This window comes from Streptomyces sp. NPDC060366 (assembly GCF_042725135.1).
Taxonomy (GTDB): domain Bacteria; phylum Actinomycetota; class Actinomycetes; order Streptomycetales; family Streptomycetaceae; genus Streptomyces.
This window is the reverse complement of the sequence record NZ_JBHXDC010000009.1, coordinates 189,495-202,727: the sequence shown is the minus strand read 5'-3', so window position 1 is coordinate 202,727 and position 13,233 is coordinate 189,495. Positions and strand designations below refer to the sequence as shown.

Annotated in this window: 15 protein-coding genes; 4 read left to right on the top strand and 11 right to left on the bottom strand. The window is 70.1% G+C overall.

What is annotated here, in order from left to right:
- Nucleotides 1–4: 4 nt before the first annotated feature.
- The 4 genes from ACFWHU_RS22925 to ACFWHU_RS22910 are packed head-to-tail and all read right to left on the bottom strand — an operon-like array spanning nt 5 to nt 3,310.
- Nucleotides 5–547 carry a GNAT family N-acetyltransferase gene (locus ACFWHU_RS22925; RefSeq protein WP_387226740.1) on the bottom strand — a complete coding sequence of 181 codons (543 nt, stop codon included), beginning with the start codon at nt 545–547 and terminating at the stop codon, nt 5–7.
- A gap of 9 nt (nt 548–556) precedes the next feature.
- Nucleotides 557–1,354: a hypothetical protein gene (locus tag ACFWHU_RS22920; protein ID WP_387226738.1), complete on the bottom strand. Its 798-nt coding sequence runs from the start codon at nt 1,352–1,354 to the stop codon at nt 557–559.
- A gap of 43 nt (nt 1,355–1,397) precedes the next feature.
- Entirely contained in the window at nt 1,398–2,333 is a 936-nt protein-coding gene (locus ACFWHU_RS22915; protein ID WP_385793443.1) for a serine hydrolase, read from the bottom strand.
- Complete coding sequence (locus ACFWHU_RS22910; protein ID WP_385793441.1) at nt 2,330–3,310, bottom strand: LysR family transcriptional regulator; 981 nt, start codon at nt 3,308–3,310, stop codon at nt 2,330–2,332. The genes ACFWHU_RS22915 and ACFWHU_RS22910 overlap by 4 nt, the downstream gene beginning before the upstream one ends.
- Nucleotides 3,311–3,458: 148 nt before the next feature.
- On the opposite strand from ACFWHU_RS22910, the gene ACFWHU_RS22905 reads away from it, so the two are divergent.
- Together ACFWHU_RS22905 and ACFWHU_RS22900 are read left to right on the top strand one after the other, a co-directional pair.
- Nucleotides 3,459–4,487, top strand: coding sequence for an MBL fold metallo-hydrolase (locus tag ACFWHU_RS22905; protein WP_387226734.1), 1,029 nt, complete (start codon nt 3,459–3,461; stop codon nt 4,485–4,487).
- A 59-nt stretch (nt 4,488–4,546) separates the two neighbouring features.
- Entirely contained in the window at nt 4,547–5,281 is a 735-nt protein-coding gene (locus tag ACFWHU_RS22900) for an alpha/beta fold hydrolase (protein ID WP_387226732.1), read from the top strand.
- 3 nt (nt 5,282–5,284) lie between these two features.
- Here the strand turns inward: ACFWHU_RS22900 and ACFWHU_RS22895 are convergent, their stop codons facing one another.
- From ACFWHU_RS22895 to ACFWHU_RS22870, 6 genes are all read right to left on the bottom strand, one after another.
- Complete coding sequence (locus ACFWHU_RS22895) at nt 5,285–6,256, bottom strand: WD40 repeat domain-containing protein (protein WP_387226729.1); 972 nt, start codon at nt 6,254–6,256, stop codon at nt 5,285–5,287.
- A 132-nt stretch (nt 6,257–6,388) separates the two neighbouring features.
- Nucleotides 6,389–6,988 (bottom strand): DinB family protein, encoded by a 600-nt coding sequence (locus ACFWHU_RS22890; RefSeq protein WP_387226727.1) that lies wholly within the window; start codon nt 6,986–6,988, stop codon nt 6,389–6,391.
- A gap of 62 nt (nt 6,989–7,050) precedes the next feature.
- Nucleotides 7,051–7,251, bottom strand: coding sequence for a DUF397 domain-containing protein (locus tag ACFWHU_RS22885; RefSeq protein WP_385793429.1), 201 nt, complete (start codon nt 7,249–7,251; stop codon nt 7,051–7,053).
- A 46-nt stretch (nt 7,252–7,297) separates the two neighbouring features.
- A complete protein-coding gene (locus ACFWHU_RS22880) occupies nt 7,298–7,678 on the bottom strand; it encodes a hypothetical protein (protein WP_385793426.1) in 381 nt (126 codons plus the stop codon).
- A 324-nt stretch (nt 7,679–8,002) separates the two neighbouring features.
- Complete coding sequence (locus ACFWHU_RS22875; protein WP_387226725.1) at nt 8,003–8,203, bottom strand: DUF397 domain-containing protein; 201 nt, start codon at nt 8,201–8,203, stop codon at nt 8,003–8,005.
- A 10-nt stretch (nt 8,204–8,213) separates the two neighbouring features.
- Nucleotides 8,214–9,062: a helix-turn-helix domain-containing protein gene (locus ACFWHU_RS22870; RefSeq protein ID WP_387226722.1), complete on the bottom strand. Its 849-nt coding sequence runs from the start codon at nt 9,060–9,062 to the stop codon at nt 8,214–8,216.
- Nucleotides 9,063–9,286: 224 nt separating this feature from the next.
- Here ACFWHU_RS22870 and ACFWHU_RS22865 point away from each other — a divergent pair, with 224 nt between their 5' ends.
- Nucleotides 9,287–9,730: an ATP-binding protein gene (locus ACFWHU_RS22865; RefSeq protein WP_387226720.1), complete on the top strand. Its 444-nt coding sequence runs from the start codon at nt 9,287–9,289 to the stop codon at nt 9,728–9,730.
- A gap of 129 nt (nt 9,731–9,859) precedes the next feature.
- On the opposite strand, the gene ACFWHU_RS22860 is transcribed toward ACFWHU_RS22865, so the two are convergent.
- Nucleotides 9,860–11,008, bottom strand: a complete 1,149-nt coding sequence (locus ACFWHU_RS22860) for a PQQ-dependent sugar dehydrogenase (protein WP_387226718.1) — start codon at nt 11,006–11,008, stop codon at nt 9,860–9,862.
- A gap of 285 nt (nt 11,009–11,293) precedes the next feature.
- Here ACFWHU_RS22860 and ACFWHU_RS22855 point away from each other — a divergent pair, with 285 nt between their 5' ends.
- The gene (locus ACFWHU_RS22855; RefSeq protein ID WP_387226716.1) at nt 11,294–13,114 is read left to right on the top strand and encodes an ABC-F family ATP-binding cassette domain-containing protein; all 1,821 of its coding nucleotides are present in this window, start codon (nt 11,294–11,296) and stop codon (nt 13,112–13,114) included.
- Nucleotides 13,115–13,233: the final 119 nt, after the last annotated feature.

Sequence of the window (13,233 nt, the reverse complement as noted above, 5' to 3'; positions counted from 1 at the left end):
GCCGTCATCCCGGCCGGGGAGCCTCGCGCACGTGCTGGTGGCCGTCCAGGGGGAACGGAGGACGGGCGGGGAGGGTTTGGTGGTAGGCGTAACCGGTCTTCTCCGCCACGCGGCACGAGGCGGTGTTGTCGATCTGGTGGAGCAGTTCGAGCCGTGTGAGGCCGTCGAGTGTGGCGAATGCCCAGTCGGTCAGGGCGGTCACGGCGCGCGGCGCGATTCCCCGGCCGCGCGCATCGGCCGCGGTCCAGTACCCGACCTCGGCACAGTCGCTCGGCACCGTACCCCGCTTGATCGCGACGTTGCCGACGAGCAGGTCCCCTTCGAGTACGGCGAAACTGAGCCGCTGCCCGGTGCGCCACCCGTCCGACTGGACCGCCAGCCAGCGTGCGCCGTCCACGACTCCGGTCACGTGCAGCCGGGTCCACTTCCGGAGGAGGGGGTCGCGGTAGATGTCGACCAGCGGCTGGATGTCGCTGTCGGCCCAGGGGCGCAGAGCGAGGGCGGGGTGCCCGGCTGGGGTCGGATCGACGTGGAGTTCGACGGTCAACGGGGGCTCCTACCGGCTCTGCGTGCTCTTGGGGTTCTCCGGAAACAGCCCGGTCACCTCGGCGGACGTCACGGTCTCGGCGGCCAGGGGAGGTGTCGCCTTCACGGGCTCGCCGGGGTCCGAGATGGCGAGTTCGAAGGGCTCGCCGTCGATCTCGAACCCGGCGCGCAGCGGGACGGGGGTTCCCGTCACCGGGACTTGGACGCTCACCCCGGCGCCCTCCGGCTGCTGGACCAGCCCCACCACCCGCTCGCCGGCCTTCGTCTCCGGATTGCGCGCCTCGGCCCCGCTCACCGAATCGGGCACGTCGGCGAACGTCGTGTCCAGATCGCACAGCCTCAGTTCCAGGTTCTCCTCCACCTCGGCCGGCGACGACTCGATGTACTTTCCGCGGACCTTCTTCGCGGCCTTGTCGTGGCGGGCGACCGCGTCCGGGCCGGTCTGCTCGGCGAGCCGGCGCCAAGTGGCCAGAACGGCGTCGTCGTGCCGATGCCACACCCGTTCGCCGCCCACGTGGACGAACTCGGTGCGGCCGTCGTCGCCGAAATCGAGCGTGCCGACGCAGTTGCCCTCCCGGTCCGCCCGGAGGTCGATGTCGGCAATCGACATGTAGCGACCGTTCATGCGGACCGTGTCGTACCCCTTCAGAGTCTTCAGCGCCGCGGACATCCGCCGGACCTCGTTGCCGCCCTTCTCCGCCGAGGGCTTGTCGTCCTCCGCGCCCGAGCCACCGCACCCGGCCACCCCGCCCGCTCCCAGCACCACGATCGCGCACAGCACCGCTGTGCGTCGCGTCCGGTTCCCCACCCCTGCACGCTCCCCGCGCTCGAAGATCTACTGTGCGCGAAAGTTACCCCACGGGTCCGCGCGCGCAGCACCCCCGCAGCCCCTCCACCGCCTCACGCCCCGCCACGCCGATCGCCGTGTCCAGGTCCGGGCGGCGGGTGGAGAGGGAGGTGGCGCGGGTGAAGACCGCGATCGCGTAGCGCGCGCCGTCGGGGCAGGTGACGACGCCGATCTCGTTGCGTACGCCCGGCAGCGTCCCGCTCTTCGCCGCCACCGAGGTGAAACGGTCGAACGCCGCGCCCAGTCGCGCGCCGTTCACCTGGCCCGACATGAGCTCGCGGACACCCGCGCAGGCCACCGCCGCCCCCGCGCGGTCGTTCCACACCAGGCTCAGCAGCCGCGTCATCTCGCGCGGTGTCGCGCTCGTCGTACGCGCCGGGTCCAGGGCGCGCAGCCGGTGGACGTCCTCGGCGGGCAGCGCGGCGAACGCCGACGCGAACGCGTCCGCGTCGGCCGCCCCCAGATCCTCCAGCATGCTCTCCAGCACCTCGCGCGGCGCGCCCGTCACCCGGACGCGTTCCAGGCCCAGTTGGTGGGCCAGGGACTGCACCGTGTCCCGGCCGACACGCCGGAAGAGGATGTCGGCGGCGGTGTTGTCACTCACCGACATCGTCATGAGGGCGAGATCGCGCAGGCTCAGCTCCACGTCGTCGTGGAAGCCGGCCGTTCCCGTACCGCCGAGCCGGTCCGCCGCGCGTACGACGGCCCGTTCGGCCGGATCGAGCTGCCCGGCGGCGGCCTGCCGGAAGAACTCCAGCACCAGCAGCACCTTCACCACGGAGGCCAGGACCACGGGCTCGTCCTCCGCGTGGCCCACCGCGCGCCCGCAGTCGACGCAGCGGGCGTGCAACCACAGGCGGGAGCCGAGGAGTTCGAATCTGCGCGAGAGTTCGCGGGGGTGCGGGAGTTCGTCGATGTGCGTGACGTCCGTTCCGGTCATGACCGCTCGTACACCGCGTTCCAGGGTCGGGGAGCGGGCTCGGTGCCCGGTCCGGATGCGGCCAGGGCACCGCCCTCGTGACCGCGCAGAATCCCGGTCGCCGCCCGCACCAGCGGCCCCACCGCCGGGTGCGGCGCACGGGACGGCCACGCGAAGACCAGCCGCCACAGCGGCGCCCGGGGCGCCAACGGACGCCAGATCACGCGCGGTTCCTTCCGCGCGATCGCCGGGTGGCTGAAGGCGACCCCGTGCCCGGCGATGACCAGGCCGAGCATCACCTCGGGGCTGCGCGCCGTCGAGACCCGCACCGGGTGGAAACCCTCGTCACGGCAGGCCGCGAGCGTCGCGTCGTACAGCGCCGGGGCCGCCTCGCGCGGATGCGTGACCAGTGCCCGGCCCGCCAGCTCGGCGAGTGTGATGTCACCGCCGGAGGACGCCTCTCCCGCGAGTGGCGGGACGCGCGGCAGCACGACCCCCAGCGGAGGTTCGATCACGGGGCCGCTGTCCAGACCGGCGGCGGGATCGAGCGGATGGTGGACGAGCCCGGCGTCCAGGCCGTGCCCGGCCAGCAGTTCCAGTTGCTCGGCGGTGGTGAACTCGCTCAGTTCCAGGCGGACTTCGGGTGCCAGCGCGGCGAACTCGGTGAGTACGGCCCCGAGTACGCTGCCCGGCAGCTCCGGCGGCACCCCCACCCGCAGCGTGCCGTACTCGCCGCGCCCCGCCCTGGCCACCAGCTCCCGCATCCGTCCCACCCCGGCGAGCAGTTCACGGGCCTCGTCGAGGAGTACGGCGCCGGCCGGCGTGAGCCGCACCTGGCGGCGCGAGCGGTCGAAGAGTTCCACCCCCAACTCCCGCTCCAGTTCGCGGATGCGCTGGCTCAGTGGCGGTTGCGCCATGCCGAGGCGTTCGGCCGCCCGGCCGAAGTGCAGTTCCTCGCCCACCACGGTGAAGTGACGCAGCTGTCGCAACAGGTCCACGCTGCGACGATATCGGCCTCGATATGAGTCGCCGCCGGTCAGGGTCTTGGACCGGGCCGCCGCGGGCGTGCTGTGATCCCGTCCTGTTCGCCACACCGGCCGCTCCCTCCGGGGGAGCCGACCGTACGACGAAGGGCACTGACGCACGATGAGCAAGGCCAACAGCAACAGCGACAACGGCAAGAGCGCCAACGGCAAGAGCGAGCGGCGACCGAACTTCATGACGCGGCGGGGGCTGCTCGGCGCCTCGGCGGCGGTCGGCGCCGGCGTGGCCGCGACGGCCGTGGGCACCGCGAGCGCCGGCCCGTCCGCACAGTCGTCCGCCGACCGGTCCACGCCCCCCGGCGATCTGCGCCTGCGCTGGCTCGGCAACAACGGCTGGGAGATCCGTATCGGCGCCGGTGACTCCGCCGCCACCGTACTGATCGACCCCTGGCTCACCCGCTTCTGGACCGGCACCTACACCGAGCCGGGCGCGGCCCCGGAGACGCCGATCGAGGTCGACACCGCGGTGATCGACGGTTACGGGCTGCGCGCCGACCAGATCCTGGTCACGCACGGGCACTACGACCACATGACCGACGTCCCGCACCTCGCGAAGACCACCGGCGCCACGGTCTTCGGCACCGAGAGCCATGTGAACACCATGCGGGCGATGGGCGCCCCGGAGCGGCAGATGTCGGTGGTGGCGGGCGGTGAGCGGCTTCAGTACGACGGCTACTCCGTGCAGGTCGTACGGTCGCTGCACTCCATGGGCGGCGAGCACCCCCGCGTCGCCTTCGCCGGCACCCGGCCGGGGCAGGTTCCCAAGGCCCCGGAGACCATCGCGGACCTGGTCGAGGGCGGGAGCCTGTCGTATCTGATCAGCGTCGGCGGCTTCAACATCGTCAACTTCGGCTCGTCCAACTTCAGCGAGCACGACCTCGAAGGGATACGCGCGGATCTCGTCATGATCCAGCCGGGCGGGGCCAACGTGCCCGGCTACGTACCGAGGCTGCTCGATCTGCTGGGACACCCCTCCTATGTCGTACCGACGCACTGGGACGACTTCGACGAGCCGCTGGACAAGCCCGCGGTGGACTGGGGCGGGCTCGACGCGCTGCGCGACGCGGTACGGAAGGCGAGCCCCAAGAGCCGGTTCGTGAAGCTGGACCACCTGGAGACGCTGAGTCTCTGACGGCACGGGTGGCCGCGTTCGCGCGGCCGGTTGTCAGACCTCCGCGCTAGATTCCCGGCATGACTCGATACGTACTGGTGGCAGGCGCGTGGCTCGGCTCGTGGGCGTGGGACGAGGTGGTGCCCGAGCTGCGCGCCGCCGGGCACGACGCCCACGCGCTGACACTGTCCGGCCTCGCCGAGCGGCGGGACGAGGAGCGGGACCGGCCCATCGGGTCGAAGACCCACGTCCGCGACATCGTGGACACGATCGAGCGCCTGGACCTGCGCGATGTCGTCCTGGTCGGCCACAGCTACTCGGGCATCCCGGTCGGCCAGGCCGCCGAGCGCATCGGTGACCGGCTGTCCCGCGTGGTGTTCGTCGACTCGAACGTGCCTGTGGACGGCGAGTCGTTCGTCTCCGGCTGGCCGGACGGCCGGGCGGCGGTGGAGGCGGCGATCGCCGGGAGCGGCGGCTTCTGGCCGCCGCTCACGGCGGCCGAGTTCGAGGGCCAGGGCCTGACGGACGAGCAGATCACCCGCATCGTCTCCGGCGCGACGCCCCACCCGGGCGCGACCCTGACCGAACCGGCAAGTCTGGAGCGACCACTCGCCGAGCTCCCGGCGACCTACATCAAATGCCTGCTGGACTGGCCGGAGCCGAGCCCCGAGGTCGCCGAACTGCTGAAGAGCGAGAACTGGCGGCTGGTGGAGATGAACACGGGCCACTGGCCGATGTTCTCGCAGCCCCACGAACTGGCCCGGATCCTGCTCGGCGCTGCCACTGCCGGTGGCGAGCAGCCACCCGGACAGTGAAGATCACGATCTCCGGCTGGACTGTCGGACCAGGTCGGACTCGTCCCAGATCCGCAGTACGCCGTCGCTCCCCGAGGTGACGAGTGCCCGACGGCCGTCGACGACTGTCGACTCCATCGCCGTGACGCCGTGCTCGCGCGTGTCGACGTGTCCGGCCTCGGTCCCGTCGGCGGCGGACCACAGCCGCAGCGAGTCCTGGTCCGCGGCGAGGACCAGCGGCTCTCCACCGACCGTCGTGACAGCCAACGTCTCCGACTCCCGCGTGGCGGCGACCAGTTCGTACAGCGGCTCGTCCCGATCGGAACCAAGGGCCCACGCGTACAGATCGCCCTTCTCGGTGAGCGCGAGAACCGCCGTGCGCTCCGCGAGCGCGCAGGCGGTCACGGCCCACACCCGCCCGTCGTACGGATAGAAGGAGCCGATCCGGGAGAAGGTCGCGGCGTCCCACACTTCGGCTCCCGACCCGCCGGCCAGGATCAGGGAGCGGCCACCGACCCGCGCTGCGCCGAGGCAGGACAACTCGCCCACTTCGCCAAGTAGCGTGTCCCCGCCGTCCGGTGACCGGAGCCGTACCTCCTCCGAGTACTGCTGCGCGGTGACGAACGCGCCGTCGAGCGCGATCACATCGGCGAGATAGGCACCGTTGAACCGTGCCCGCCACAGGAGTTCACCGGTGCCGAGATCCCAGAGCGCCGGTTCCTGTTCGTCTCCGCCGGCCGCCAACAGGAGCCTGCCGCCGACGGAAAGCGCGGCGACCATGTCGATGGTGTTCTCGGCATCGGGGTACTCCGCCATGATCGGATCCTCCGCGTGCGCGTACGGAATGGGCCGCGCCAGCCATTCCCCTGTCGACGGGGACCATGTCCACACCCCGCCCCACTTGTCCAAGCAGACGATCAGGGAACTTCCTTCGTGGTGGACGACGGAGAGGTCGCTGATCAGGAACTCACTGGGGATCCTTGTGCTCATGAGCATTCGGGGAGTGTAGTTTCCGGTCCCGGCCCGCGACCGGGGTTCCTCGCGAACCGGTGCGCGACGGGTTGTCGGCGCCGTATGACCGTGACGCACCCGTTGCGGTCCCGTACGAAGGCGCCCCGCCGTCTGCACTCAGCCGTTGCGGGCCTCCCGCGCCGCGGCCTCCACCCGGTCCCGGTACGTCTCCCACCAGGCCCGGTCGCCCGGAGGCATGTTGTCGTTGCCCTTCTGCATCCCGACCGCTCCGTCGACGAGTTCGCGCACGACGTCGGCGTGCCCCGCGTGCCGGGTGGTGTCGGCGATCACGTGCACGAGGACGCGGTGCAGTGTCACCTCGCGTCGGTCCTCGGGCCACCACGCGACGTGACCGGTCGCGTCGAGCGGCAGAGCGGCTACCGTGCCGTTCGTGTGCTCCCACGCCTGCCGGTACAGCCCCACGATCTCCGCGCGCGACTCGTCCGCGGCGGCCCACATGTCCGCGTTGGCCTCGGCGCCCTCCCCGTACCACGAAGGCGCCTCGGCCCCGTCGAAGAACGGCCGTCCGAACGTCTCGCCGAAGTAGTCGATCTCCACCCCGGCGACGTGCTTGACCAGCCCCAGCAGATTGGTCCCGGTGGGCGTCAGAGGGCGGCGGACGTCGTACTCCGAGAGGCCGTCGAGCTTCCACAGCAGGGCGTCACGGGCGGATTGGAGGTACCGGAGAAGGTCTGCCTTCGGGTTCGGTTCGATCATGCCGGGCAGTCTCCCACCCGGCACTGACACCCTCATCGGCCCGCCGTCCAGGGCCGGGCGGGTCAGACCAGGTGGTCGAACTCGCCGGCCTTCACACCGAGGAGGAAGGCGCGCAGCTTGTCCCTGTCGGTGGTGACGATCGTGTCCGGTGCGTCGCTCTCACGGAGCAGGATCCGGCCGTCCACGTCGGCCAGTTCGACACACTGGATCTCGGCGTCGGAGCCCGAGAATGAGGACTTCTGCCAGTTGATGGGGCTGGTCATGATGGTGGCTCGCCTTCTGTTGAGTGCTGTGGTGCGCCGGTTGCGTTCAGCGCGGTAGGAGGGGGAGTTGGCGCGTCTCGGGGGTGTGGAACGCGTAGTACGGGTGGACCGTCCACTCCAGCCACGCGCTGCGGTGGCTGAGCGAGAACCCGCATGGTTCGCCCCGGTGCAGGGCGGCGACGGCTCCGACGCAGCCGCCGCCCTCGGCCCAACTGAGGGCGCGTTTGCGCTCTTCGGGTGGGAGCGTGGCCATGAGGGCGCGGACGGACAGCCGGATCTGGCGGATTGCCTCGGCGGGGGTGCGGGCGGAGTGGCGTTCGATCTTGTCGATCTCCGAGCCCGCAGCGGTGAGCGAACGGTACGCGATGTGCTCGTACCAGTAGCGGATTTCGATGTCCGGGCATGGCGAAGCTGCGGGCTGGAGCATGGATGGGCCTTCCGCCGGGTCGTGTGCGGTACGGAGCCGCCCCCGCCTGTCGCCGGCATGACGGGCGGCGGACGGGGGCGACCCTTCGGGCCTCTCCCCGGCCGGGCCAAGGGCAGGGGGAGGTACGTCGCCACGGGTCCGGCCCGCCGAGTTGGCCGGTCCGAGCGCGACGCATGGTGACGTTAGCGTGACAGGATGCGATGTCGCAACGGTGGTACGTCCCAAAGGTGCGCCGCGGTTGACGGGCGAGGTTCGGAGCCTTCGCGATGTCACGGAAAACGCCCCCCGCCGAGGGGGCGGGAGGCGTTCGCGATGTCAGGTTCGTCAGATCAGGTGGTCGAACTCCCCGGCCTTGACGCCCAGCAGGAAGGCGCGCAGCTTCTCGGGACTCGTGGTGACGATCGTGTCCGGTTCGTCGCTCTCGCGCATGAGGATCTGGCCGTCGGCGTGGGCCAGTTCGACGCAGTTCGGGCTGTCGTCAGCTCCCGAGAATGAGGACTTCTGCCAATTGATGTGGTCGGTCATGCCGCTTGACTCACATTCTCTGTGCGATCTGTTGGATGAATTTTCTCGACTCGTCGGCGTCGAGTGAGATGGCCACGAGTGAATCGAGCAGCGCGCGATACCGGGCGAGTTGTGCCTCGGCATCCAGATGGCCGCCGTGGAACGCGCTGTCAATCTGCACGGTGTCCAACTGTGGAATCGCGGCGCCCGCGTAGAGCACCGAGTGAACGGACCCGGTGATCTGCCTGTCGAACGGGATGATGCGGATCGTCACGTTCGGCCATTGCGAGGCGTCGTGCAGGAAGTCGAGCTGCGCTCGCATGACGTCCAACGAGCTGTATCTCATGCGCAACGCGGCTTCGTGGATGATCGCTTCGAACTTCGGCGGGTTCGGGCGGTCGAAAATCTCACGGCGCCTGGTCCGGTGCTCAACGCGCGCGTCGATGTCGGCGGTCGGTAGGTTCGTCACGCCGCTCGTGATCAGTTCGCGAGCGTACGCCTCGGTCTGGAGCAGCCCGGGAACGTTCAGCATCTGAATGGCGCGCAGATAGGCCGCGTGGTGTTCCAGTTCTGCCAGGTCCAGGAATCCTGGCGGAAGAACTCCCCGATATTCCTCCCACCACCCCTTTCCGCGTTCCTCGGCCATGTCGGCCAGCGCGTCGACAAGGTGCTTGTCCGTCGCCGAGCAGTGCGCGGCAATTCGCCGCACGCGTTCCGCGCTGACTCCGTACCTGCCGGACTCCAAGTGGCTTACCTGGGCCCGTTCTCCGCCCAGGAATGCCGCGACCGCGCTGCCGGACAGTCCTGCCCGTTCGCGCAGCTTTCGCAGCTCGATCCCCACCCGCTTCTGTCGGGCTGTCGGATAGGGCCTCGGCGGCATGGATCCCTCCTTCTTGTGGTGCGTACGAGTGTGCCGCCCCACTCTGTCACCGGTCCACCCGTCCGAGTGCGACTGCCGTCACACTGTTGCGCCGTCCCATTGTTGTGCCTTACGTTCTGGAGCGCGCCGAGCCCGCACAGCCGAAGTGAAGCCGCTCCAGCGGCCGTTGCCACGTCCGGCGGATGGCGTACACCCTCAGCACCCCGGCACAGGGAGACCTCGACATGCCACCCGTGAGCCCCACACCCACCCCCCACCACGGCGGCGAAAGCTACCGGCTGACCGTGCCCAGTACCGACCACGCGCCCCGCCTCGCCCGCGAGTTCGTCGCCTCGCTTCTCGACGTCAGCGGGTACGCCCCTCTCGTGGACGACGCCCGGCTCTGTGTCAGTGAGTTGGTCACCAATGCCCATCGGCACACGCGGACCCACCGAATCCGGGTCGAGGCCGTCGTCAATTGGAAGCAGGCCACCGTGTACGTCTGCGACAGCAACCCCTGGGCGCTGCCCGCACCAGGTGAGGTGGGACTGGGAGCCGTACAAGAGGGCGGGCAGGGGCTCCGGCTCGTCGAGAACCTTGCCCGCGCTTGGGGGCTCACCATCTACGGCGGTTGCTCGCCCGCGTACAAGGCCGTCTGGTTCACCCTCGCCCGCCGGGGCGCCGCGTGAAGCACCTCGCGTGGGACTTCGTCCTCGCCGCAGCCGGCCTCGTCGTCCTCGCCGTGGGGCTCGTTCGGGGGGATGACGCAGGTCGGGCCCGGTGCCGGGACTGCGGCGCCGGGCCCGACCTGGTGGGCGTTACGCCGCGTCGAGGCGCGACACGCTGCCGCCGATCGCGAGCACGTACAGCTCGCCCGCGCCGTCCTGGACGAAGGAGATGACCTCGCCGTTCGTGACGCCGAGGTCGCTCTGGCCCGTCACCTTGCCGTTCTTGAGCTTCAGGGTGCGGACCGTGCCGTCGCAGTAGTCGCTGTACAGGTACTGGCCCCTGAGGGCCGGGATCGCCTGGCCCCGGTAGACGTAGCCGCCGGTGACCGCGCAGCCCAGTCCGGTGCGGTCGTACTCGAAGACCGGCCGCGTGTGGTTCGCGGGCTCGGTGCCGCCCCGGAAGGGGTGGGTGCCCTCCATCGAGGCCCAGCCGTAGTTCTCGCCGCCCTTGCTCCTCGCCGGAGCCCAGTCGATCTCTTCCCAGTCGCTCTGGCCCACGTCGGCGATCAGCATGTCGCCCGTGCCGGAGTCGAAGGAGAAGCGCCAGGGGTTGCGGAGCCCGTACGCCCAGATCTCGTCCTTGGCGTTGGGGTCGTTCACGAACGGGTTGTTCTTCGGGATCGTGTAGGGCTTGCCGCTCTGCCTGCCGCCGGCCGGGTCGATCCGCAGGATCTTGCCGAGCAGGGTGTCGAGCTTCTGGCCGTTGCCGTGCGGGTCGCCGCCCGCGCCGCCGTCGCCGAGCGCGATGTAGAGATAGCCGTCGGGGCCGAACTTGATGTCGCCGCCGTTGTGGTTCTCGTACGGCTGGGTCTGGGTGAGGACGGTGCGCCGGGTCTGCGGCTGGAGCTTGCCGTTCCGCAGGGCGATCTCGTCGATCGTGCTGGTGCCTTCGAGGTCCGTGTACGAGATGTAGAAGTGCGCGAGCCTCTTGTCGAACGCGACCCCCAGCAGGCCGCGTTCGCCGTCGGTGGTGGTCTCGGCGGAGATGTCGAGGACGGGCTTGCTGAGCCCGTTGTCCGTCAGAACCCGTACGGTGCCCGCGCGTTCGGCGATCCAGACCGTGCCACGCGGCCCGGCGGCGCCGGCGATGGGGTTCTGTGCCTTGGCCACTTCCGTGAGCTTCACATCGGCCGCCGGACGCGGGCCGCGTGGCTCGTCGGCGGATGCCGTGGTCAGCGCGAGGGAAGCGAGGAGGGAGATGGTGCAGATGATCGCCGAGCTTCTGGTGCGAAATTTCACCGTGACTCCTAGAGCGGCGAATGGGGGACCCGGCTGCTCGTGTGCTGCAGGTCACGGATGAGGATACAGAGACAGCATTACTTGGCCTAGACCAATGTGCCGTCCATTCGTCTCTGTCCAATTACCGCTGTCGGGCCCGCCCGGCGGCGGCAAGGCGGCCTGCCCCCCGCCGCCCGGCGCCCCCGTCACCCCGGCCGCCCGCCGCCAGGCGGACCGCCCCCGCACCCCACCCCCCGCTCCGACTACCCTGGGACGTCGATCCATCCGTCCCGTAGCAGGAGTGAAATGGCCGTCAATCTGGTCAATGTCGAGGCAGTCACCAAGGTGTACGGCACCCGGGCGCTGCTCGACGGGGTCTCCCTCGGGGTGTCCGAAGGGGACCGGATCGGGGTCGTCGGGCGCAACGGGGACGGGAAGACCACCCTCATCCGGATGCTCGCCAAGCTGGAGGAGGCCGACACCGGGCGGGTCACGCACAACGGCGGGCTCAGGCTCGGCGTCCTCACGCAGCACGATTCGCTCGATCCCGCGGCCACCGTCCGGCACGAGGTGATCGGTGACCTCGCCGATCACGAGTGGGCCGGGAACGCCAAGATCCGGGACGTCCTCACCGGGCTGTTCGGCGGGCTCGACATGGCCGGGTTCCCGCAGGGGCTCGACACCGTCATCGGGCCGCTGTCCGGTGGCGAGCGGCGCCGGATCGCGCTCGCGAAGCTGCTCATCGCCGAGCAGGACGTGATCATCCTCGACGAGCCCACCAACCATCTGGACGTCGAGGGCATCTCCTGGCTCGCCAGGCATCTGCGTGAGCGACGCTCCGCGCTCGTCGTCGTGACCCACGACCGGTGGTTCCTGGACCAGGTCTGTACGCGGATGTGGGACGTGCAGCGCGGCGCGGTGCACGAGTACGAGGGCGGCTACTCCGACTACGTCTTCGCCCGCGCCGAGCGCGAGCGCATCGCCGCCACCGAGGAGTCCAAGCGGCAGAACCTGGTGCGCAAGGAGCTGGCATGGCTGCGGCGCGGCCCGCCGGCCCGTACCTCCAAGCCGCGCTACCGCATCGAGGCCGCCAACGAACTGATCGCGGACGTGCCGCCGCCCCGCGACAACTCGGCGCTGATGAAGTTCGCCAACGCCCGCCTCGGCAAGACGGTCTTCGACCTGGAGGACGTGACCGTCCAGGCCGGGCCCAAGGTGCTGCTCAGGCATCTGACCTGGCAGCTCGGCCCCGGCGACCGGATCGGCCTCGTCGGCGTCAACGGCGCGGGCAAGACCTCCCTGCTGCGCGCGCTCGCGGACGCGGCCCGTACGCAGGGCGACGTCCAGCCCGAGGCCGGGAAGGTGATCGTCGGCAGGACCGTCAAGCTGGCCTACCTGTCGCAGGAGGTCAGTGAACTCAAGCCCACCTTGCGGGTGCTGGAAGCCGTGTCGCAGGTGCGCGACCGCGTCGACCTGGGCAAGGGGCGGGAGTTGACCGCCGGGCAGCTCTGCGAGCAGTTCGGCTTCGGCAAGGACAAGCAGTGGACGCCCGTCGGCGATCTCTCCGGCGGCGAGCGGCGCAGGCTCCAGATCCTGCGGCTGCTGATGGACGAGCCCAACGTGCTGTTCCTGGACGAGCCGACGAACGACCTCGACATCGAGACGCTCACCCAGCTCGAAGACCTCCTCGACGGCTGGCCGGGCTCGATGGTCGTCATCAGCCACGACCGGTTCTTCATCGAGCGCACGACGGACAAGGTGTTCGCGCTCCTCGGCGACGCCAGCCTGCGCCATCTGCCGCGCGGTATCGACGAGTACCTGGAACGGCGGCGCAAGGTAGTGGAGTCGGCGCCCGCCCCGGCGCGCTCCGGTGCCGGAACCGGTACGCCGGCGCCGGCCGCCGCCGTCGCGTCGGCGAAGGACAACCGCGCCGCGAAGAAGGAACTCCAGCGGATCGAGCGGCAGCTCGACAAGATGTCCACGCGCGAGACCGCCCTTCACGGACAGATCGCCGAAAGCGCCACGAACTTCGACAAGGTGGCCGAGCTCGACAGCGAGCTTCGTGAACTCGTCGCGCAGCGCGACGAGTTGGAGATGCGCTGGATGGAGCTCGCCGAAGACGCGTAGAGGTCCGGTACAGACCTCGTAACAACCGCATCACGGGCCGGTCCTCCCTTGGGAACAGGGGAGCACCGGCCCCTCCCGTACAAGGGTGCGAGTGATACAAAGAAGCCCCGCTCGACTGA

Coding starts and splice junctions, on each gene's coding strand:
- ACFWHU_RS22855 (WP_387226716.1), top strand. CDS start 11,294: ATGGCCGTCAATCTGGTCAATGTCGAGGCAGTCACCAAGGTGTACGGC.
- ACFWHU_RS22885 (WP_385793429.1), bottom strand. CDS start 7,251: ATGACCAGCCCCATCAACTGGCAGAAGTCCTCATTCTCGGGCTCCGAC.
- ACFWHU_RS22915 (WP_385793443.1), bottom strand. CDS start 2,333: ATGACCGGAACGGACGTCACGCACATCGACGAACTCCCGCACCCCCGC.
- ACFWHU_RS22875 (WP_387226725.1), bottom strand. CDS start 8,203: ATGACCGACCACATCAATTGGCAGAAGTCCTCATTCTCGGGAGCTGAC.
- ACFWHU_RS22895 (WP_387226729.1), bottom strand. CDS start 6,256: ATGCTCATGAGCACAAGGATCCCCAGTGAGTTCCTGATCAGCGACCTC.
- ACFWHU_RS22880 (WP_385793426.1), bottom strand. CDS start 7,678: ATGCTCCAGCCCGCAGCTTCGCCATGCCCGGACATCGAAATCCGCTAC.
- ACFWHU_RS22900 (WP_387226732.1), top strand. CDS start 4,547: ATGACTCGATACGTACTGGTGGCAGGCGCGTGGCTCGGCTCGTGGGCG.
- ACFWHU_RS22905 (WP_387226734.1), top strand. CDS start 3,459: ATGAGCAAGGCCAACAGCAACAGCGACAACGGCAAGAGCGCCAACGGC.
- ACFWHU_RS22890 (WP_387226727.1), bottom strand. CDS start 6,988: ATGATCGAACCGAACCCGAAGGCAGACCTTCTCCGGTACCTCCAATCC.
- ACFWHU_RS22870 (WP_387226722.1), bottom strand. CDS start 9,062: ATGCCGCCGAGGCCCTATCCGACAGCCCGACAGAAGCGGGTGGGGATC.
- ACFWHU_RS22865 (WP_387226720.1), top strand. CDS start 9,287: ATGCCACCCGTGAGCCCCACACCCACCCCCCACCACGGCGGCGAAAGC.